Origin of the sequence: Wolbachia endosymbiont (group A) of Scambus nigricans (genome assembly GCF_947251485.1) — a bacterium.
Classification (GTDB): Bacteria; Pseudomonadota; Alphaproteobacteria; order Rickettsiales; family Anaplasmataceae; genus Wolbachia; species Wolbachia pipientis.
In genome coordinates this window covers 46,132-67,331 of the sequence record NZ_OX366356.1, presented here as the reverse complement: position 1 = coordinate 67,331, position 21,200 = coordinate 46,132, and the positions used below count along the sequence as shown (strand labels likewise).

18 protein-coding genes and 2 pseudogenes are annotated in these 21,200 nt (G+C 34.0%); 12 read left to right on the top strand and 8 right to left on the bottom strand.

Features of this window, described 5'->3' with window-relative positions:
• Nucleotides 1–570: 570 nt before the first annotated feature.
• Genes OPR46_RS00360 through der form a run of 3 tightly spaced genes read right to left on the bottom strand, consistent with a single transcriptional unit; the run spans nt 571 to nt 2,931 of the window.
• Entirely contained in the window at nt 571–1,113 is a 543-nt protein-coding gene (locus tag OPR46_RS00360; protein WP_265043416.1) for a demethoxyubiquinone hydroxylase family protein, read from the bottom strand.
• Complete coding sequence (locus tag OPR46_RS00355; RefSeq protein WP_265043415.1) at nt 1,088–1,609, bottom strand: disulfide bond formation protein B; 522 nt, start codon at nt 1,607–1,609, stop codon at nt 1,088–1,090. Before OPR46_RS00355 ends, OPR46_RS00360 begins: the two co-directional genes overlap by 26 nt.
• Nucleotides 1,606–2,931 carry a ribosome biogenesis GTPase Der gene (gene der, locus OPR46_RS00350; RefSeq protein WP_010963041.1) on the bottom strand — a complete coding sequence of 442 codons (1,326 nt, stop codon included), beginning with the start codon at nt 2,929–2,931 and terminating at the stop codon, nt 1,606–1,608. Before der ends, OPR46_RS00355 begins: the two co-directional genes overlap by 4 nt.
• A 130-nt stretch (nt 2,932–3,061) precedes the next feature.
• Between der and OPR46_RS00345 the strand changes: the two genes are divergently transcribed.
• The gene (locus tag OPR46_RS00345; RefSeq protein ID WP_010081834.1) at nt 3,062–3,271 is read left to right on the top strand and encodes a hypothetical protein; all 210 of its coding nucleotides are present in this window, start codon (nt 3,062–3,064) and stop codon (nt 3,269–3,271) included.
• Between the two features lie 9 nt (nt 3,272–3,280).
• On the opposite strand, the pseudogene OPR46_RS00340 reads toward OPR46_RS00345, so the two are convergent.
• The 3 genes and pseudogenes from OPR46_RS00340 to OPR46_RS00330 all read right to left on the bottom strand — a co-directional run.
• Nucleotides 3,281–4,027: pseudogene (locus tag OPR46_RS00340) on the bottom strand (transposase); the annotation flags it as partial.
• Nucleotides 4,028–4,131: 104 nt separating this feature from the next.
• Nucleotides 4,132–4,621 (bottom strand): annotated as a pseudogene (locus OPR46_RS00335) (IS4-like element ISWosp8 family transposase); the annotation flags it as partial.
• 296 nt (nt 4,622–4,917) lie between these two features.
• Nucleotides 4,918–5,310 carry a TraR/DksA family transcriptional regulator gene (locus OPR46_RS00330; protein ID WP_010963040.1) on the bottom strand — a complete coding sequence of 131 codons (393 nt, stop codon included), beginning with the start codon at nt 5,308–5,310 and terminating at the stop codon, nt 4,918–4,920.
• Between the two features lie 106 nt (nt 5,311–5,416).
• Here OPR46_RS00330 and OPR46_RS00325 point away from each other — a divergent pair, with 106 nt between their 5' ends.
• Complete coding sequence (locus tag OPR46_RS00325; RefSeq protein WP_265043414.1) at nt 5,417–6,064, top strand: heme exporter protein CcmB; 648 nt, start codon at nt 5,417–5,419, stop codon at nt 6,062–6,064.
• 580 nt (nt 6,065–6,644) lie between these two features.
• Here the strand turns inward: OPR46_RS00325 and trmB are convergent.
• Complete coding sequence (gene trmB / locus OPR46_RS00320) at nt 6,645–7,310, bottom strand: tRNA (guanosine(46)-N7)-methyltransferase TrmB (protein ID WP_265043413.1); 666 nt, start codon at nt 7,308–7,310, stop codon at nt 6,645–6,647.
• A 139-nt stretch (nt 7,311–7,449) separates the two neighbouring features.
• Between trmB and OPR46_RS00315 the strand changes: the two genes are divergently transcribed.
• The 3 genes from OPR46_RS00315 (at nt 7,450) to OPR46_RS00305 (ending at nt 9,806) form a co-directional block, all read left to right on the top strand.
• Nucleotides 7,450–9,099, top strand: coding sequence for a 30S ribosomal protein S1 (locus OPR46_RS00315; RefSeq protein WP_265043412.1), 1,650 nt, complete (start codon nt 7,450–7,452; stop codon nt 9,097–9,099).
• Between the two features lie 29 nt (nt 9,100–9,128).
• Nucleotides 9,129–9,407, top strand: coding sequence for an HU family DNA-binding protein (locus tag OPR46_RS00310; protein ID WP_010963035.1), 279 nt, complete (start codon nt 9,129–9,131; stop codon nt 9,405–9,407).
• 72 nt (nt 9,408–9,479) lie between these two features.
• Nucleotides 9,480–9,806, top strand: a complete 327-nt coding sequence (locus tag OPR46_RS00305) for a cell division protein ZapA (protein WP_010082086.1) — start codon at nt 9,480–9,482, stop codon at nt 9,804–9,806.
• Here OPR46_RS00305 and OPR46_RS00300 read toward each other — a convergent pair.
• Nucleotides 9,781–10,059: an FAD assembly factor SdhE gene (locus OPR46_RS00300; protein WP_006279484.1), complete on the bottom strand. Its 279-nt coding sequence runs from the start codon at nt 10,057–10,059 to the stop codon at nt 9,781–9,783. The genes OPR46_RS00305 and OPR46_RS00300 overlap by 26 nt on opposite strands.
• A 99-nt stretch (nt 10,060–10,158) precedes the next feature.
• On the opposite strand from OPR46_RS00300, the gene rseP reads away from it, so the two are divergent.
• The 7 genes from rseP (at nt 10,159) to ffh (ending at nt 20,699) form a co-directional block, all read left to right on the top strand.
• Nucleotides 10,159–11,277 carry an RIP metalloprotease RseP gene (gene rseP / locus OPR46_RS00295; protein WP_265043411.1) on the top strand — a complete coding sequence of 373 codons (1,119 nt, stop codon included), beginning with the start codon at nt 10,159–10,161 and terminating at the stop codon, nt 11,275–11,277.
• Nucleotides 11,278–11,285: 8 nt separating this feature from the next.
• Nucleotides 11,286–13,622, top strand: a complete 2,337-nt coding sequence (bamA, locus tag OPR46_RS00290; RefSeq protein ID WP_265043410.1) for an outer membrane protein assembly factor BamA — start codon at nt 11,286–11,288, stop codon at nt 13,620–13,622.
• Nucleotides 13,623–14,174: an OmpH family outer membrane protein gene (locus OPR46_RS00285; RefSeq protein ID WP_077188197.1), complete on the top strand. Its 552-nt coding sequence runs from the start codon at nt 13,623–13,625 to the stop codon at nt 14,172–14,174.
• A 4-nt stretch (nt 14,175–14,178) separates the two neighbouring features.
• Complete coding sequence (gene fabZ, locus OPR46_RS00280) at nt 14,179–14,610, top strand: 3-hydroxyacyl-ACP dehydratase FabZ (RefSeq protein WP_006279640.1); 432 nt, start codon at nt 14,179–14,181, stop codon at nt 14,608–14,610.
• A gap of 45 nt (nt 14,611–14,655) precedes the next feature.
• On the top strand, nt 14,656–17,508 hold the full coding sequence (locus OPR46_RS00275) for an FAD-dependent oxidoreductase (protein WP_265043409.1): 2,853 nt from the start codon (nt 14,656–14,658) through the stop codon (nt 17,506–17,508).
• Between the two features lie 303 nt (nt 17,509–17,811).
• Entirely contained in the window at nt 17,812–19,371 is a 1,560-nt protein-coding gene (locus OPR46_RS00270) for a proton-conducting transporter transmembrane domain-containing protein (RefSeq protein ID WP_265044032.1), read from the top strand.
• Nucleotides 19,356–20,699, top strand: coding sequence for a signal recognition particle protein (gene ffh / locus OPR46_RS00265; RefSeq protein WP_265043408.1), 1,344 nt, complete (start codon nt 19,356–19,358; stop codon nt 20,697–20,699). The genes OPR46_RS00270 and ffh overlap by 16 nt, the downstream gene beginning before the upstream one ends.
• Nucleotides 20,700–21,200 lie beyond the last annotated feature (501 nt).

Here is a 21,200-nt window from a genome sequence, read left to right as displayed (position 1 = left end):
CAACTGTACGAACATTGTGATTTGGGCCCATCAGTAGGGTGTCATCCCAGTCTGGAATCCACAACTGTACGAACGTTGTAGTTTGGACCACCAGTGGAGTGTCATCCCAGTGCCCAGACACTGGTTCTATGCAACTTAATTAAAAACGTTTGTTTTAGTGTAAGACAATTACCTTTAGCTTATCAGCTCAGTTATAAGCAAAATTTCTCGATTCCAGACTGGAATGACACCATTTGCTGTGCAATTTACCTTCAAAAATGAATGTTCGTACAGTTGTGAACCTGTGGCAGGTATTACATAAGAGCATTTCCCTCTTCTAAATTATAGCCTTTCTTATAATAGTCCGAATGCGATAAGATATGTGTTTATGGCTATAGCAGGCCAGTAGCATATTACGGTCTGTTCGGATTATTGTAAAAAGAGCTATAGATGTATTTAATTTACAAATACTAATTATTTATTAATAATGGTGATATGTAAATATAGTTATAAAATAATTGTTACACTTGAATTCCTTCCTGGTTTCTGTTGTTATCAGAACATTTAAAACACTTTAAGAAAGCTGCTTAGTTAAATTAACTTAGACAAGTAAATAGCAGTTTTGCAGCCTGTTTTTATGAATGATGATAAAATGTTGTAGCCAAATGCGCTTTCAGCATTGTGCTGAATTGCAATATCTTTGTGCTCTAACTCCTCGTCGCGAAATTTACTTATCGTTTCTCTTAATTCCCCATCTTCTAAATGTGAAACTTGCTCTTTGTAGTGCTCCCCGATAACTTCTTCAACTGCAGCAGTGCAAGCCATAGCAGCTTTTTTGCCCATAATGGCAGTTACAACGCCAAGCGACACTCCTAAAACACGCCAAACAGGCAACAAAACAGTAGGACGAACTTTTTGCTCTTTGATTTTCTCATTAAAATAGTGAAAATGCTTTTTTTCCTGCTCTTCCATTTCAATTATTTCATTGATTATAGAAGATTTCTTAAGAATAAATTTTTGACCAGAATAAATGCAAATAGCTCCATATTCTCCAGCGTGATCTACTCTAATTGCCTGTTGCAAGAACTGATTGTTGCTGTACCTTAAATTATTTAGATTTCTTTCTTTCTCCACAATACACCTTACCTGATACGAACAGAGCTACTATGAGATAAATTAGATTCCATGTTGCTAAGGAAACACCTAGAACGTAATGAGATCTGTCACAAGATGGAGAGTAATTAGGATTTAGTAGATTATTTCTGAGCTCTTCTATACTAACGTTACCACTTGCTTGCTCTGTACAACCTAAAACATCATGAAATAAGTGGAGTTCAAGACCTATATGATAAAAAGATATTACTGCACCTATGAGGTAGCTGCAAAACATTGCATAGATTAGAATTTTGTTGTCTTTAAGCATGCACGCCACTGCAAGTAATCCAGCGATATAGTAAACTATTCGCTCGTATGTACATAACTTGCATGGCAGCATGTTGAAAAAATATTCTAGCACATATGCAAAAATTAGAGCAGCGGCACTCGACAGCAGAAAGATTGCAGGAATTCTGGAATTATTACACATAACTTTAAGTAAATTATCCCTGAAAGTATAAAGCAGAGTATTCATTTTACATAGGGATTTTTATTTTTTTTCAAAAGCAATCTAACTGGCACACCGTCTGCAAAGAAATTTTTTCTGAGATCGTTAATTAAATAGCGTTTGTAACTTTCATCAACACTTTCAGGTATGTTACATATCAAAGAAAAAGCTGGAGGTTTAGTGCCAATTTGAGCGATATACTTCATTTTAACTGCTTTGCCTTTTACAAGAGGGTGAGAATGTTTTCCTACAGCATCTATGAGCCACTTATTCAGTTTTGCAGTGCTGATCTTCTTGTTCAAGGATTCACTCACTTCAAGACACTTATCTATCACATCACCGCAGCGCATGCCTTTTAACGCAGAAATTGTTATAGTTGGCACTTCCAAGAATAACCTGGTTACTTCCTGTTGTTTGACAAATTTTATTAACCTGCTTCTGTCATCCTTACCTATTAAATCCCACTTATTTAAAACAACAATAATCCCTTTCCCTCCCTTAATTGCAGCTTCACCAATTGATAAATCCTGCTGCTCAATACCAACTAGGGAGTCTAGCATTAAAACTACCACATGAGAGCGCTTGATTGATTCCATGCTTTTCTCAACAAATCTTGATTCTAAGCCATCTACAACATTCGCCTTTCTGCGGATTCCGGCAGTGTCAATTAGAGTAATTAACTCTCCATCATGATCATATGTAATATCCACAGAATCACGTGTGGTACCTGGCTCTGAACTTGTTATTAGTCTGTTTTCTGCAAGTAAACCATTTAAAAAAGTTGATTTTCCAACATTCGGACGGCCGATGATCGCGATCCTCAGCCTACTCAGTTCATTGTTAGGTAACTCAGTGTTCTCGTTAAAATTTTCAATAACACCAGCTAATGCATCATAAAGATCAACCATGCCAAGATTATGCTCGGCAGAGATATACACCGGGCCAAGAAAATCAAAAAACTGCAAATAATCAACATTTTCGGATTTATGACTCTCGCATTTATTTGCTACTAGTATTACAGGTTTATTTATTTTTCTCTTCAGCCACTTTGCAAACTCTTCATTTCGCTCATTTTGCACTTTTGCATCAACAAGAAAGAAAATTATGTTTGAATTGGATAAAGAAAATTCGATTTGTTCAATAACTTGTAGTGAAAAATTAGTTTGGTCGTTCCATCCTCCTGTATCTATAACTTTAAACTCCAAATCGCTAATTCTCCCCATTCCCTCTCGCCTATCCCTTGTCACTCCTGGAATGTTACTCACTACTGCTGCTTTTCTTCCTACTAATCTGTTGAATAGGGTCGATTTTCCAGCATTTGGTAGGCCTACTATGGCGATTTTTAGCATAATTCAAGGGCATGTTCTATATGAAGTAAATTATAACCGAAACTTTTCAATTTAACTATTGACTTCGTAGATTATATAAGAATACTACAGTTAGAATTTTTTATTTCGTTATGTAAAATACGGGGTAGTTATGCTAGTGTCAGAGCAAATAGAGAGTGTAGATAGAGAAGAATTAAAGCAACAAAATCACATACATAAAGATACAGAGTATTCGGAAGAGACGACAATATATGGGCATATTAATCAACATATGGAAAAAAACATCTCAAATACATTGCATGAAATATATGATGCTCTTATGTCATATAACGAATCGGAACAGCCAATGGCGTCAACTTAAGAACTTTCATTAGCAAACTCTCCTAAAGACATGATGGCGTTTAGGCTTATCTACTTTATTGCGGCTGTCCCGGTCGGATTTTATAGCCTTTCTTATAATAGTCCGAATGCGATAAGATATGTGTTTATGGCTATAGCAGGCCAGTAGCATATTACGGTCTGTTCGGATTATTGTAAAAAGAGCTATAACTTTAGCGCGTATACTTAAAAAGGGCTTGAAAGTTTTTTGGCGCAATAAGTACCTGATAGAGTTTCTGTCTCATTACACTAAATAAAACTGAAAAATTTAAACGATACTCAGTAATTTGATCTGGGTTCCAAGGCCCTTGTGCATCACATATATGAAGCGATAATATATTGCACATGACCAAGTTTGCCCAAAATTCTTGTAATACAGGCTCTCCAGAAAAATTCTCTAACTCTGCTCCTACTTTGAGTCGTTTCCTCTATGTGCCACCTTAACACATAAGCTTTGCTCCAAAGTCTCGGTCAAAAACTCTGTTTCTCAGTTGGCTAATGTCAGCACTATAACTCTTACTTTCTGTCCTTTCATTTTATTTTTTAGCTTTTCATTTTCTAATATAAAATCAAAATCTAATTCTAATTCGCCAGCGTTCCCATAGCTTACTATAATTTCTTTTTTGCAAGCAAAAAATAAAATCTACTTCCAAATCATAATGCTGCTGAATGAATTTTACTGAAGACAATCATAGATAAATAATAATTTCTCTTGATTTAATAAACGCATTTGAGTGATATAGCTCTTTTTACAATAATCCGAACAGACCGTAATATGCTACTGGCCTGCTATAGCCATAAACACATATCTTATCGCATTCGGACTATTATAAGAAAGGCTATAACTTCGGGTAATTGCTCTGCCGCCAACGTTTGTTCACCTATATTCCAAGCTGCAAGACGAGCACTACAAATCAGCGAAGTACACAAATCAACAAACAAATTGCCAATGGTGCCTGTTGTTCCATTTGGTTCAAACTCGGATACAATTTCCCCAGAGCTGGGTAATCTCATACCAGAACCATCTGCTGCAATAAGTCTATAGCCTCTCCAACTCAGGTTCATCCTGATAGGCTGTTTGGATGCTTAAATTCTTGAAAGCCTGTATGGCAAATCTTATACCTTGCTTTAGAAAAAGCTTGCTTTGAGGGTACATGTCAATGGCTCCATAAGTTCACATTCTATTCCCAAACTTTTTTTAACTAACTTAAAATCATAGAAAATACTGTCGAAAAAGCTTGTTCGTGTAAAACTCAACACAATGGATTTTCTGAAAAGTTTTCGAGTATATTGCATTTTTAATTTGTAAGATAAGATCTTTTCCTTTTTGCATGCCTCACCTAAAAAAGACACATTTTAAACTTTTTTGTTGCAATAAAATAGAAACAAAAGTGCTGTCCCTTGCACTCTTTGGATAATTTAATGATAAAAAATTTAGAGAGAAATTTTATACACTATCGCTGATATTTTTCCTTAAGTTGACGCCATTGCCTGAACGGATACAACTTAATTTTTAATCTGCAGGAGTCAAGTTGAGAATGTCCAATTTTCCACTTTCTTTATAGCATAACATACTTCAGCGCCTCTTGCTCCTCTTGAAGTCCAATGGGCTCAACACTTATGTGTAAATTAATCGTTAATGTTGTACACGTTCTTTTCTTTTTCTACTCTCTCTTGCTCTTCAATACAATATATAGCAAGCGGATTAGCTTTAAGTCTTTCGACTCCTATTTCTTCTCCTGTTCCATCACAGTAACCATAAGTGCCTAATTTTATTTTTTCTAACGCCTCCTTAATTTTTTCTTTTCTATCTTTTCGACGCTTGATTAATTCCTCGTTTCCACTATCTTCATCAGAATAGTATGTATCAATACTATTATCTTCTAGTTCTTGTTTCTCTAACTCAGCGAGTATTGATTGTAACTTTAAGCTGAAGTATTCCAGTTGTTTTACGCTCATATATTCTTCATCTTCTGAAGGAGTGTAATCTTCTGGTGACTTTATTTTTGGTAACTTTTCCATAATTGCATTATCAAAAAAATAATAAAACCTATATAATTTATGAACAAAAAATTATACTACCTCAAAGTAAACACTATAATTTATAATAAACATTTAAAAGCCTAGTATGATCGACTCAGTAAAAAAAATAGTAACAGATGATAAGAACTTTACCTATATAGTATGTATTTTTATCATAATGTTAAGTTTATCTTCATTTACACTTAAAAACAACAATAAACAAGAAGTTATGTTAACATTAACATGGATATGTGCTACATTTGTTTTGCAGATTTCTACAAATAATTTGTTTACATCTGATTATCATGATGGAATATTAGAGCAAATCTTTGTACAGCCACTCTCTTCTAGGCTTATAGTTGCTTATAAAATTTTCGCTCACTGGTTATTATTTGGGTTACCGATTTCAGTAATTTCTTCCATATTCAGCTTTGCAATTCTAGGCAATAGTATTGAACACTCAATAGCAGTTGGAGTGTCTTTATTATTTAATACGCTGATAATCATTAATATTTCAGCTACTGGAAATGCATTGATGATTGGTCGAAACAACTTAGCATCAGGAGTATCGCAAATTCTTGTTTTGCCAATGATAATGCCAACCTTTGTGTATTTTAAAATGCTAACTCAATTTGAAAATTTATCCTTGAATATTTATACACTACTAATCACCATCTTAGTTTTTGTTATTTTGATTGTTAACAGCACCATAACTACTCACATGGCACTAAAATTTGCTGTGGAACAGGATTGAAAAATCTTACTGTTATTCAGTAGACTTCTTGCATAACCTAGAAAAAAGGCAAATAGTTATTATATAGCTCTTTTTACAATAATCCGAACAGACCGTAATATGCTACTGGCCTGCTATAGCCATAAACACATATCTTATCGCATTCGGACTATTATAAGAAAGGCTATAGATTTAGGTTTATCGACAATTTGAAAAACCTTCATTCCAGCATCCTTCCCTGTCATCCAAGTAGCCCTTCGTTGTTATCCCAGTGTCAAAAACTGGGATAACAGCTAACCTGACAACCGTCATCCCGCTACTTGTTAGCGGCTAAGAGATACCGTGACAGTATGACGGTTCGCGGTGGCATGACGATAAGCCTCATCATCCCGCTACTTGTTAGCGCCGCGGCGGTATGACGATTCGCAGCGGCATGACGAGAAAGGGGCTACTTGGATGATACCTTTTTTCTACTTAGTTTGGGTTATGCAAGAAGTCTATTCCTTCATAAGGAGAAGTAGTTAAAGGAATTTACTCTATTTCTCCCTCTTTTTTTATTATTTTTAATCTATAGTTAACGTAAAAGAGATATGCAAAAACTCTATTGATCCATAGTCTGCAAATTATTAATAACACTTACTTTAAAGAACCTCACTTTACGCTGATCTTTGAGCGCTCTTCTGTGGTATTTTGTAAGAGTATAACTTGTGAAATCGTCTTCCCTATAGATTAAAGAGTTACACTGCTTTATATGTGATGCTATCCACTCTGCATAGTCCTGATGATCGGTTGCAATGAATATTTCCCCTGTTATAAGTATTTTTTTTGCTAATAAATTTAAAAATTCCGTATTAATTAATCGTCTTTTATTGTGACTTCTTTTTGGCCATGGATCTGGAAAGAGAATAAAGAATCTTTCAACACTGTTATCAGGAAAATTTGCAATCAATTCTCTTGCATCTTCTGTCCGCATTAAAATATTTTTTATGTTCTGTATTTCTATGTTTGTTAGCAAGCGAGAAACCCCCTTTAAGTAGGGCTCACATCCTATAAATAATAGATCAGGTTCATTGAGCACCTGGTAAAGCATATTTTCACCGTTGCCAAAGCCTATTTCTACCCATATTCTCTTTTGTGAATTTACAATTTTCTCTATAGATTCCTTGCTGTTTTGAATAGAATATTTTTCCAATATTTCATCAACATCAGGTTTTAGCCTGGACCTTCTGGAGAACGATCTAATCCACTTGCTATTCTTAAATAGCATATTCTTGATACATATATAATTTTCTCACTATATTTTATATAGCTTAAACAATTCTCGAAATGAGTTAATGAAAAATTACTTGTCAATAATTGTTAATATTATATAATATATGAGTTCTAATAAAGTTTAAGTTAAAGGTATGAATAATAATCCAGTCGTAAATCTACCGGTTACTATCAGAAAGCTATCATCAAACAAATTTATAGAAGAGATATGTCAAGGCCAATTTGAGGATCAAGATAATACCTTGTTTGAAGATTCTTTTGTTAACAAAATTAAAGAAGGAGATGTGGTAGAAGGTGTAATTACAAGAATAAACCCTAACGACGTTGTGGTTGATATTGGTTTAAAATCTGACGGGAGAATTCTGATCAAGGAACTCGGTTGTAATGATGAGGTCATTATTGGCTCGAAAATCAGAGTTTATGTGGAAAGAATTGAAGATTATCATGGTAATGTTGTTCTTAGTCGTGAAAAAGCAATTAGAGACGAAAAATGGAATAAGTTGGAAGAAGATACAGTTACAAGGGCTGAAGTAAGCGGAGTTATTAAACGCTCAATTAAATGTGGCTTTATTGTTGATCTTGGTGACGGAATAAACGCTTTTTTACCGCTGAGTCATGTGGATTTGAAGCAAGTAAAAGATGCGAAGCACCTTATTGAAACTGAACAAAAGTTCATCGTGCTTAAAATGGATAAGAAGCAGGGCAATATTGTAGTATCAAGAAAGCTGGTGTTAGAAAAATTGCACGCTGGTGAAAAAATTAAATTTTTAGAATCTTTAAATGAAGGCGATATAATAGAAGGGAAAATAAAAAGTATCACTCATTACGGTGTATTTGTCGGTATTCATGAATCAGATGTAGTGGGAGTTATAGATGGATTGTTACATATTACAGATATCTCTTGGAGTAGGGTAAGTCATCCGTCTGCAGTTTTTACTTGTGGTCAGACTATAAAAGTTAAAATTATAAAAATAGATAAGGAAAATGCTAAAATTTCCTTGGGTGTGAAGCAGCTAGAAGATAGCCCTTGGCAAGATGCAGAGTCAAAATATCCAGTTGATAGTGTGCATAAGGGTTATGTAACAAGCATAGAAGATTATGGATTATTTGTTGAGCTTAGACCTGGAATTGAAGGTTTAGTGCACTCGTCAGAAATAACTTGGGTTAAGGGTAATTTACCAGTTAGTAGTCTCGTAACAAGGGGACAAGAAGTATATGTAAAAATTCTCAGTATTGACATTGCTAAGAGTAGGATGAGTTTAAGCATGAAAAGGTGTGTAGACAACCCTTGGCAAGTATTTATCAATAAATATCCTCCTGGTTCTATTGTTTCTGGTGAAGTGAAGAATAATACCGGCTCATATGTATCTGTTGCTTTCGGTGATTCTGAAATAGATGAGAACGTAGAAGGGACAATATATGTGAAAGATTTTAGTTGGTATAAAAATGGTTCAGATGAGATAAAGAAGTATAATGTAGGTGATAAAATAGAAGCAAAAGTAATAAGGGCTAACGTGAATCGGGCAAGAATTTATCTTGGAATAAAACAAACAGAGTATGATCCTCTTGAAGAACTGATAAAGAAAGTTAAGGTAGGTGATAAAATACAGGTTATTGTAGGTAAGAGAGAAGATAATGGACTAGTCGTTGAAGTTGAGAACGATGTAGCCCTTCTAATAGATCAAGAGCATTTACCAGAGAATAAAAAATTCTCTATATCAGAAAAAATAGAAGTTGAAGTATTGGGTGTTGAAGAATATAACATAGCATTATCTGCTAAGTGATAAGGTTTACTTATTTTGGCTTCATGTAAATGGCAACAAAGTCTGATATAATAGCGAGGGTAGCAAAAAGACATCCTTTTTTAGATAAGATTGTTATAGCAGCTATAGTTGATAGATTTTTTGGGATACTTTCAAGCACATTAAAACATCATAATAGAGTTGAAATTAGGGGGTTTGGTTCTTTTTCAGTTAGAAGTTATAACTTGAAAGAAACAAGCCATTTAATGTTACAGAAGTTTACAAAGAATCAATACTTTAAAACATATTTTCGTAGCAGTAAAAAATTATCTGATTTGATAAATGAATAAAAATTTATACCATAAATAAGATGAAAGTAGGGGTTTGAGTTTATACTGTACGATAGAAATTTTTAGCACCATATGCAAGTAGTAGAAATAGTTATACGTAATAACACATATAAAATATCTTGCGAAAGTGGGAAGGGGAATCATTTATTACGCCTTGCTAATAGTTTTGACAAGTTAGTTAGTTCTGTATCTCAAAAAACTGGAGGTAAGGGTTCGGATGCATTAAATTTCTTACTTGCAGCACTAATTCTTGAGGATAAAATTTTAGAATTAACAAAGCGATTAGATGAAGTAAATCAAGAGCGCGAAAAGTATAGAAACGAGAAAAGAATAGAATATACTGAGGTACTAGATAAGGTAAATAAGATTATCACTAATCTTGAGTGCATAAAGGATTAGCTTCAATAAAGCAAGCAATTAAATTGACTATCTGACTATTCAAGCCAGGAGGGAGGTTTGTCTTACGAGTTATGTAACAATATAATTCGTAATCATCAAGATCAACTATTTTTTCGTATTCGATTAGTTCGCTTAAGGAAAATTTATCAAGATATTTCAATGCGAAATGCCCTAAAAGTATATCGGTTTCTTTGCAACCCCTATGCCAGCTTCTATATATTAATTTTCTTCTGAGTAGTGAGGTATCTGTCATTACAATTAAACTTTTTTTAATTTAAAAGTTAAACTAAATACTTGTCAAGCGAGGCGCATTTTAATATACTTAACATTTTGTTAAGATCTAAATATACAGGTGGAATTAATTTCTAATCTTATCCATCAATTTAGCGATGGAATATATTATTTTTTATCATTTTCTTTAATAATTTCTGTCATAGTATTCGTGCATGAATATGGGCATTATGTTGTTGCCAAAGCATGCAAAGTTAAAGTTGAATCCTTTTCCATAGGTTTTGGTCCTGAAATTTTTGGTTTTAACGATAAGTCTGGAACTAGATGGAAATTAAGCGTTGTTCCATTGGGTGGTTATATTAAAATGCTAGGAGATACTAATGCAGCGAGTGTCCCAGCTGATCAACAAGAATTAACGGAAGAAGAAAAATTGTATTCATTTCATACAAAACCGCGTCATAAAAAAGCAGCAGTAGTTTTTGCAGGGCCTTTTGCAAACATGGTATTTGCTGTTATAGCTTTTACAATATTTTTTAGCATAGCAGGTTATTATCGCACTCCACCGGTGATTGAAAATGTAATCGAAGGTAGTGCAGCTAAGCAAGCTGGTTTGTTGCCAGGTGACACTATTACACAAATCAATGAGCATAAAATAAAATACTTTGAAGATATTTCACGTGTGATAATGTCGAATCCTAAAACAAGAATGGAGATTGAGTATAGCAGAAATAATGAGAAGCACAGGACCAGTTTAACTCCATTAATAATCAAGTACAAAGACGTTTTTGGCAACACAATAGAAGGAGAAACTATAGGGATTATTTCAGTCAATACATTAAAGCAGTCGTCTTTTCTTGGGGCTGTGAGCTTATCAGTAAGTGAAACTTACCACACTATGTGCTTAACGATCAAAGCTCTCTTTCACATTATTGTTGGTAAAAGGAGTATCAATGAAATAGGTGGGCCAATAAAAATCGCAAAGTATTCAGGGCAATCAGCTAAAAAGGGGTTCGTTATGGTTGTGTATTTCATGGCAATTATTTCAGCTAATTTAGCTGCAATTAACTTGCTGCCAATACCACTGCTAGATGGTGGGCATTTATTTCATTATATCATAGAAGCGGTTATACGTAGGGATTTAAGCTTGAAATGTCAAAAATATGCAGCTATTTTTGGTGCTTTAGTGTTGTTTTTGCTTATGGCAACTGGAATGTCAAATGATATTAGGGATCTTTTTTGAAATAAAATATGAAAAAGCTATTTTATATGCTGGTAGTGGTTTTTATTTCTTTTCCTGCCCTGCTTGTTGCTTTAGGAACTGCGGAAAAAGTGCAGGTGAAAGATGTCAAATGTATTGGTAATGAGAGGGTAAGCAACCAGACAATAGGGTTCTATATAAAACTAAAATCTGGTGATTATATAAACGACGATGATATAGACTCAATTATAAAAGATCTATATAAAACAAAGTTATTTGCTAGTGTTAATGCTTACATAGATGATAAAAAAAATTTAGTAATAAAAATTCAAGAAAATCCACTGATTAACAAGGTAGTGTTAAAAGGCAATAAGTTATTTAACAGCAAAGAGCTGCTAAGTAATGTGATTCAATCAAAGTCGCTAACTATTTTAACTGAAACAAAATTGCAAAACGATTTAGTGAATTTAGTCACTACTTATAGAAATAACGGTAAGATTGGTGTTAAAATTGAATATGACCTGAATAAGCTTGATGGCAATAGGGTCAATCTAATTTTTAAAATAAAAGAAGGCAAAACCTCTAAAATTAAGGATATAAGATTTATAGGCAATAAAAACTTTTCTGAAAATGAGCTAGAGCAAGTTATCAAAAGACATAGTAATGACATATTTAGTAAGTTATTTAGAGCTATTTTTAAAGGCGGAAATCATTATTCACCGCAATATCTATTGATTAACACAGAATTGCTCGATCATTTTTATTCATCTAAAGGATATATTCAAAATAATATTCAACCAATTGTTGAGGTTGATAATAACAATCAAACAGAGTTAACTTTTTTGATTGACGAAGGACAGCAGTATTTATTTGGAAATAATGAGGTTAATATTGAAACTGAAATTCAGGATTTGAGCCTAAAAGAAGAAATATTGGATTTTATAACAGAGGAAAACGATAAGATATTTAATAGAGTTAAAATTAATAATACAGTAGAAAAAATAAACAAATATTTAAATGAGAAAGGATATATATTTGCAAAAGTTAATCCAGAGTATGCACAACGTGACAATGTTGTAGATGTAACCTACAGAGTGCTGCCGGGTAAAAAGATTTATATAAATCAAATTACAATTGATGGTAACGATCGCACTTTAGATAAAGTGATCAGAAGTAAGCTAAGTGTAGCAGAAGGTGATGCGTACAATATATCTGAGATTCAAAAGTCACGTAAAAAACTAATGAGTAGTGATTTTTTTGAAACAGTGAAAGTAAATAGTTATGCAGTTAATGATAATGCAGTAAATCTTGACTTAAGTGTTAAAGAAAAAAACACTACTTCGTTGTATTTGGGAGGAGGTGTGTCTCTTCCTGGTGGAGCATTGATTAAAATTGACCTCAAAGACCGTAATTTATTTGGTACTGGAAAAGAGCTCTCTTTTGCTCTTGAAAAAAGTCAATACGTATTTTCTACTGATTTAGAGTTTGTTGAAAATAATTTTAACGATTCTGATACGTCACTAGGCATGGGTGTATTTTATGAAAAACAAGATAAACCAAACACTACTTTTGATAGTTGCGATATGGGATTTTTTACAAAGTTATCATATAAAGTCACAGAGAACTTAACTAATTCCCTTCGCTATTCTTATAAGTATAATCATATACACATGGATAATAAGGGTGGACAAGACACCGATATCTCTGAAATAATACTGGACCGAAAAGGTAAACATCAGATTTCATCAGTGGGATACACGTTGGCACATAATAAACTGGATAATCTATATGCTCCAAAAGAAGGGTATTTACTGCGCTTAAGTCAGGATATTTCAGGATTGGGAGGAAACGTGAATTTCCTAAAATCTGAATTCTTATCTTTTTATACGCACCCTATATTAAGCAAAATTGACGATGATATAACGCTACGCTTTAAGATGGCGGCAGGTCATATTTTTTCTTATACTGATGAAAATCTAAACATTGGCCAGCACTTTTTTAAAGGGGGTAATGAGATTAGAGGGTTTGACCTTTCCGGTATTGGACCAAGAGCAGAAGACAAAAATAAAAGCTCATTAGGAGGCAAAACTTATTTTAATCTAACACAGCAAGTGGATTTTCCTCTACCAAAACTATATGACTATGCTGGTATCAAAGGCTCACTATTTGTTGACTATGCAACACTTTTTGGCTTAGATGATAAAAATAAGAAGTATGAAGGGAAATACTACGATAGCAAGCTTGTGAGAGTGTCACCAGGTTTTGGCTTTTCAATGCTTTCTCCTTTTGGTAGACTTAGATTGGATTTCGGGTTTCCTTTAGTAAAGGAATCTTATGATATAATACCATCACCAAATGTTAAATTTTCTATTGAAGCGGGGATTTGAATGAAATATATACAGTTATTTATATCAGTTATTGCCTTAATTATTTCCTTATTTGTGGGGTATAAGTTTGTAGGATATCAACCTCAGAACACAAAAGCTGCAATTATCGATAGTGACAAAGTCATCAATGAATCTCTTGCTCTGCAAAATATACAACAACAAATAAAGGAGCAGAATTCTAGATTACAACAAGAATTTGAAAGTGAGTTAGAAAAACTTAAGCCATCAAAAGAAGAATTTGAACTTTTGTCAGAAGAAGCAAAAAAAGAAAAGACAGAACAGTTTAATAAGCACACTGTAAATACTAGAGATAATTACGCTAAAAAAATGTTACATTTAGAAGAAAGCTATAGAGACGCAGTAGAGAGTGTTTTTAACAAGATAAAAGAAGTCGCTAAAAAAACGGCAGAAAAAAACAACATAGATTTGGTACTATTTATTTCAAAAAAGAACCAAGTTTTATACTCCATGGATGAAGTTGATTTATCAGATGTGGTATTAAACAATATAAACAAGAAAATACCTGAATTTGCTTTGAAAGGCATTGAGTAGGCTTATGCAATTTAATATCAGTGATATTATAAAAATATTACCACATTCTTATCCGTTTCTCTTAGTAGATAGAGTTATAGAGTGTGATCCTGGTAAAAGTATAAAAGCAATCAAAAATGTGACTTTCAATGAGCCATTTTTTATTGGCCACTTCCCTGGTCATCCAATAATGCCAGGAGTCTTGATAATTGAATCTCTAGCTCAGGCATCTGCTATATGTGTTCTAGGTAAAGAAACAATAGAAAATAAAGTTGTTTACTTGAGATCCATTGAAAATGCAAAATTCAGAAAGCCAGTTACTCCAGGGGACACATTGATTCTTCAAGCTAACATTCAAAGTGTGTGTTTAGGTGTACACAAATTTAGGTGTATTGCATCTGTTAGCGAAGAAAAAGTTGCAGAAGCAACAATCTCAGCAGTACTGCAAAATAAATAAAATCTTCATCTGTAAGAAACAGCATGTACACTTTATAGTATAGCAATGAAGCTGAATTTCAAAATCTCATTTTCGAATCTATATACTCGCAATGGATTAACAAAATTAGATGAGACATTTTTGAATTATATTAAATCATGTGATGAGAGCTTGTTTTGTTCATTAATTGAAGCAAGAGAAAAAGCAGCTTCTTCTTCGATGTCATCCCATTGTCAACCCCCGTCATCCCAGTGCTTGACACTGGGATCTAGAAAACAAGAAGGACGGTCAGCTACTTGGATGACAGATAGCCAGCTCGTTATAGACCTTTCGTACTTACTTGATGAATTTATTGCAAAACTTTTCAACATTGAAAAAGAAATAGAAGAGCTAAAGAAAAAGCACAACGACTTTGCTGTAATATATAAATGCAAAAGGTTATTTGTCCAACGCTATGCATTGAAGAAATACACTAATGTGGCGAATATAGATATTACTAACAAACTAAGTCATTTTCTCACTTTGCCAACAACAGAAAAAAATTTTGCTGAGCAGGTGATGCATTGGTTTGAAGATAAAGAAAATCACAAAGAAGAAATAGAACTTGCAGCACAATATGCAGTGTGGAGAGTAAAAAATAAACAGAGTATATTATTCAGTATTCATAAAAAAATCGACCACGAAAACCTCATACCATTTTCTAAAAAAGAAGTAGACAAAGTTGAAGTGCTGTATTCAAATGAAGTAAAAAGACGATACGGTTTTGATCTAACAAGCAAAAAGGTGAGTTTGAATAAAGCACTAGATAATGCTCACCACTGCATATTTTGTCATAAGCAAAGTAAGGACAGCTGCTCAAAGGGGCTAATTAATAACGACAATACTTTTAAACAATCTCCACTAAAAGTTGAACTGCACGGCTGCCCACTAGAGCAGAAAATATCAGAAATGAATCTGGTGAAAAGCGAAGGGTACAGCATAGCAAGTCTTGCAATTGTGATGATAGATAACCCATTATGTGCAGCCACTGGGCACAGAATATGCAATGACTGCATGAATTCGTGCATATATCAAAAACAAGAACCCGTAAATGTGCCAGCAATTGAAACAAGGATTCTGGATGATGTGCTCAGTTTACCGTACGGATTTGAAATATATTCTCTGCTCAGCCGTTGGAATCCTTTAAATTTTCAGCGTTCATTGCCAAGAGGAAACACTGGAAAAAACGTTCTAGTTGTAGGCCTTGGTCCTGCTGGTTTTAATTTAGCTCATCATTTGTTGAACGATGGGCATAACGTTATCACCATTGATGGACTAAAAATTGAGCCTTTGATCGATAATTTCCAGCTAATTAAAGATTTCAAACACGAAAAATTGAGTGAACGCATGGCAGGAGGGTTTGGTGGGGTGGCAGAATATGGTATTACTTCTCGGTGGGATAAGAATTACTTAAAGATTATTAGATTACTGCTGGAAAGACGTGAGCATTTTGCACTTTATGGAGGCATTCGTTTTGGTGGCACGATTAATGTTGATGACGCGTTCAACTCGGGTTTTGATCACATCGCCCTAGCACTTGGCTCTGGCAAGCCACGAATGATCAAAATAAAGAATATACTAGCTCGTGGAGTACGTATGGCATCTGACTTTCTTATGTCGTTACAACTGACTGGTGCTCTTAAATTTGATTCTATAGCAAATCTGCAAGTTCGTATGCCGATAGTTGTCATAGGTGCGGGGCTTACTGCGATTGACACTGCCACTGAAGCTTTAGCGTATTATCCAATTCAAGTAGAAAAATTTCTTCTTCGTTATGAGATATTAGTTGATAAGTATGGAAAGGACTGTGTTGAAAAAGATTGGACAGAAGAAGAACACAAAATTGCAAATGAGCTCATATCGCACGCAAAGTTGATCCAAGCAGAGCAAGAGTTAGCAAAAAAAGAGAATAGAGAAATAAAAATATTAGAGTTGATGCAGAGCCTCGGGGGAGTGAAAGTTATATATAGAAAAGAGCTAAAAGATTCACCGAGTTATCGATTAAATAGCGAAGAGGTGCAAAATGCACTGTCAGAAGGAATTTACTTTATTGAAAACTTAGAGCCAGTTGAAGTTGTGACGGATAAATATAACCATGCTGAATCAATAAAACTGATAGACACAAAATCCGGCGAAATCAAACGTATAAAAGCACGTTCTATTTTTATAGCAGCAGGTACTGAGCCAAATACGGTTATTGCAACAGAAGATGAAAAGCATTTTAAATTAAGTAATGGGTATTTTACTCAATTGAATTCATTGGGAAAAGAAATAGACCCAATATTTTCTCCTAAAATGCAAAATAAAGACAGAATATTAGTATACAAGCAAGGCAATAAAACAATTAGCTTTTTTGGTGACCTTCATCCTTCGTATAGAGGCAGCGTCGTGAAAGCTATGGCAAGTGCTAAGAACGGCTACCCTATTATTTCTCAGCTTTTGAGTGGAGTTAATAGCTTCGTTTCTGTCATTCCAGTGTGTGATGTTGTGGGCCAGAAAAAAAATGCGTGGTCAAGTGTTGAAGACCTGGCTAATAAAGAATTATTTAATAGAATCAAAGAGCAATTCACTGCAAAAGTCATAAAAGTTCAATATTTAACAGATAAAGTGATAGAAATAGTGATTAAAGCACCTCTTGCGGCAAAGAATTTTAAACCTGGACAATTTTTTAGGTTGCAAAATTTTGAAACCAATAGCAGAAAAACTAACCTTGCTATGGAAGGTATAGCTGTGACTGGCACTGAAGTAGACAAAAAAAAAGGAATTATTTCCACTATTGTGCTGGAAATCGGCGGCTCCACTAATTTATGCAGACACTTAAGAGAAGGCGAGCAAATAATTCTTATGGGCCCAACTGGCAGACCTACTGAGGTTTACTAAGTCTCAATATTAAAGTGATGCCAAATTTTATTTCAAAAAGTAAATAATTTACTAACGCTCGTGCACAAATTAAAAATAAATTATGCACGAGTGTAGCGTTATGAATTAGGAGTGCTATATTAAAGCTTACCTCACTATTAAAGCTATCGGTCAGATTAGATTAAAAACCTAATCTGACCGATTTCTCTATAACCCTCTAAACTCTGATATAATTATATGATAATTAGTTTAATTAGTGGTTAATATGCAAATTGATTTTATTCATATATTGAGATAGCATAAACCATATTGGTTTTAATTATTGTGCAACTTTATAAATCGTCACTGTTACTTCTACTTACTGTATTAATAGTTATAGTCCTAAAATTACCTGAAAATTTGAGCATTGCAGTAAATTCGTCTCTCCCAATTCTAGATTTTGATTTATCTTTTCGTACCATACTAATATCTTTTTTATCAGTTGCATTTTTAGCTGTTCTACCAGCACAAAATTTGACTTTTTCAGAGATGCTATCTTTTGCTGCTTACACTATTAGTTCACTTTATGCAGTTTTATCTGAACATATGATATTGGTTATAATATTCTGTGAATTAATGACCATCAGTGCATTTTTTATTATCGCAGCTAGCTGTAGAGATAGTGGACCTGCAATAAGGTACGCTTGTGTACACTTTTTCGTTGGAGTTATATTAATAGCAGGATTGGCACTTCAAAGCACTAACCTGATAATTTTGGGTTTATTGATAAACTGCGCTTGTTTTCCTTTTTCATTTTGGGTTGTTGATGCATATCCTGCTGCATCGCTACATGGCACCACATATCTCTCTTTATTTACCACTAAAGTCTCTTTTTTAGTGATGCTTTTACACACTTATAACCTATGGCAAGATTGTACTGAAATATTAGCGCTTGTAGGCGCCATCACTGCAATTTACAGCATTATATTTGCTTCTCTTGAGCAAAATATTCGCAGATTTTTATGCTATAACGTTGTAGGACAAATGGGCTTGCTGATTATTGCAGGAAGTTTGCTCAGTCCTTCGGAAAAAGCAATACCAATTTTGATACTGCATATAATCTTCTCTCTTGTTTATCAATCATTATTGTTTGTGGTCAGTAATTCGATTATTTCACAAACAAAAACAATTAGTTTTAATGGAGTGGGTAAACTGATGTCAGTGGAAGGCATGTGTGCTATAATCGCAATACTTACAATGGCTGCATTTCCTGGAACCGTTGGATTTATCAGTAAATCATATATCACAGCTGAAATTGAAATGAACACTGTTGCCTTTAAAGGGTATAAAAATTTATATAAGCTTCTAAATTTGCTGCTTCATTTAAGCGTGGGGCTAAAGTTTCTTTATTACTTATTTATTGCAAAAAGTAAGTCAAAACCTTTAGCAGAGAGAGGAGGCAAAATGACTATGATTATTTTAGCATTTATATGCGTAATCGCTGGCAATCCTTACTTACCTATTTACAAAAAACCTTCGATTTTCGATTTTGTGTACAACACAAAAAATATTTTGTCGCAATTTAATTTGTTACTATGTACCACTTTATTGTTTATTCCTTTACGCAAGTTATTTTACCCGAGAGTAAATTTTAAAATGGATGTTGATTGGATTTTTAGAACTTTCATATCCTATATTGTCTTGTTGTTCAATCAGTTAGTCTCTAAAACTAGAGAAATGTTTGCCAGCGTAGTGCAAAACTTGACTAATCCACTTACTGGTTTATACTTTAATAATATTACTAAACTTAAAGAAGTGCTGGGTTATAACTCAGTGAGTTTTGTTTCGGCTTCTTCTCTCTTTTTAATGAGTATTCTACTAATGCTATTATGTTTAAATCGTTAACTGAAAGTTTAAATTCTGTATTTAGTAAACTGAGAGGAAAGTCAATCATTTCTGAAGATGATTTTAATCTTGCCATGCGTGAAATACGCATAGCCTTAATTGAAGCTGACGTTTCACTTGAAGTTGCAAAAAAATTCATCAACGACATTAAAGATAAAGTGATTGGGGAAAAAGTCATAAAAAGTGTTTCTCCAGCACAAATGATAATTAAAATTGTACAGGATAATTTAGTTGCAGTTCTCGGATCAGAGAAAAGTGACTTAAATCTAGCAGTTAAACCCCCTGCTGTGATTATGATGGTGGGCTTACAAGGTGCAGGTAAAACAACTACCTCAGGAAAGCTTGCTTTAAAACTAAAAAAGCAAAAGAAAAAAGTGATGCTTGCCTCTTTAGACATTTATAGGCCTGCTGCCCAGAAACAACTTGAAGTGCTAGGTAAACAAATAGATGTGCAAACTTTACCTGTAGTAATAGATGAGAAGCCCATTACAATTACAAAAAGGGCACTGGCAGCAGCAAAGGACGATAATTATGATGTATTAATACTAGATACTGCAGGCAGGCTTCATATTGACAATAATATGATGAATGAGTTGAAAGCCGTAAAGGAAATAGCTTCACCTGCAGAAGTTATTTTAGTAGCCGACGCAATGATAGGCCAGGATGCGGTCAACATTGCCAAATCATTCAATGAGGTAATAGGTGTAACCGGCATTATTCTTACCCGTGTTGATGGTGATGCACGTGGTGGTGCTGCTCTTTCTATGAAAATGATCGCCGATTGTCCAATTAAATTTATTGCTTGTGGTGAAAAATTAAGTGACCTCGATGATTTTTATCCAGATAGAATTGCAAAAAGAATACTTAGCATGGGTGATGTTGTCTCATTGGTTGAAAAAGCTGCTGAGATTGTTGGTCAGGAAGAAATTGATAAGTTACAAAAGAAAGTGAAAAAAGGTAAATTCGACCTAAACGACCTAGTGGGAATGTTAAAAACTCTGAGTAAAATGGATGGCATTAGCAACATAATGAAATTCATTCCTAGTTCATTTACAAAAAAGCTAAGTAGCAGTGTGCCAGATGACAATAAAGTGAAAAAATATATAGCCATCATAAACTCAATGACTGAAAAAGAAAGGCAAAATCCAGATATTTTAAATGGCAAAAGAAGACTTAGAATTTCTAAGGGGTCCGGAACAACTGTAACTGACATTAATCTTCTAATTAAGCAGTATAATCAAATGAGCTCTATGGTAAATAAGTTCAGTAAAGTTGACCATAGTAAACTCAAAGAATCTGATTTGATGGATATGCTAAGCAGAAAGTAAGTCAGCAGGTAGTGGAATGAGACAAATCATCAGTAAACCTTTAGCTATATCAAAAGCGGCTTAGGTATCGCAAAAAAATTTACAGCTTCTTGCTAGCCAAGAAATTTATTATTAATTTTAAGAAATACTATAGCTGACCCAAGCAACACGTCATACCGCCGCGGTATCTCTAGATCCCGCTAACACGTAGCGGGATGACGAGGCTTACCTTATCGGATTGTTTCAACACGTCATACCGCGATTCATTCGCGGTATCTCAGCCGCTAACAAGAGATCCCGCTAACAAGCAGCGGGATGACGGTTGTTGTTTAGCTATAAATATTAAGAAATTCACCAAACGAAAAAAAGGCAAAAGAAGCCCTGGGGTTATTATCCGCTTTAAAATATTGGCGTTTTTTATGTTTTAAACGCTTGACAAGCGAAATTCAGCTGCTTTTAATTGCAACTAACTTACGCTGCAAACGTTTAAGAAATTTACTAAGCAGAAAAAAAGACAAAGAA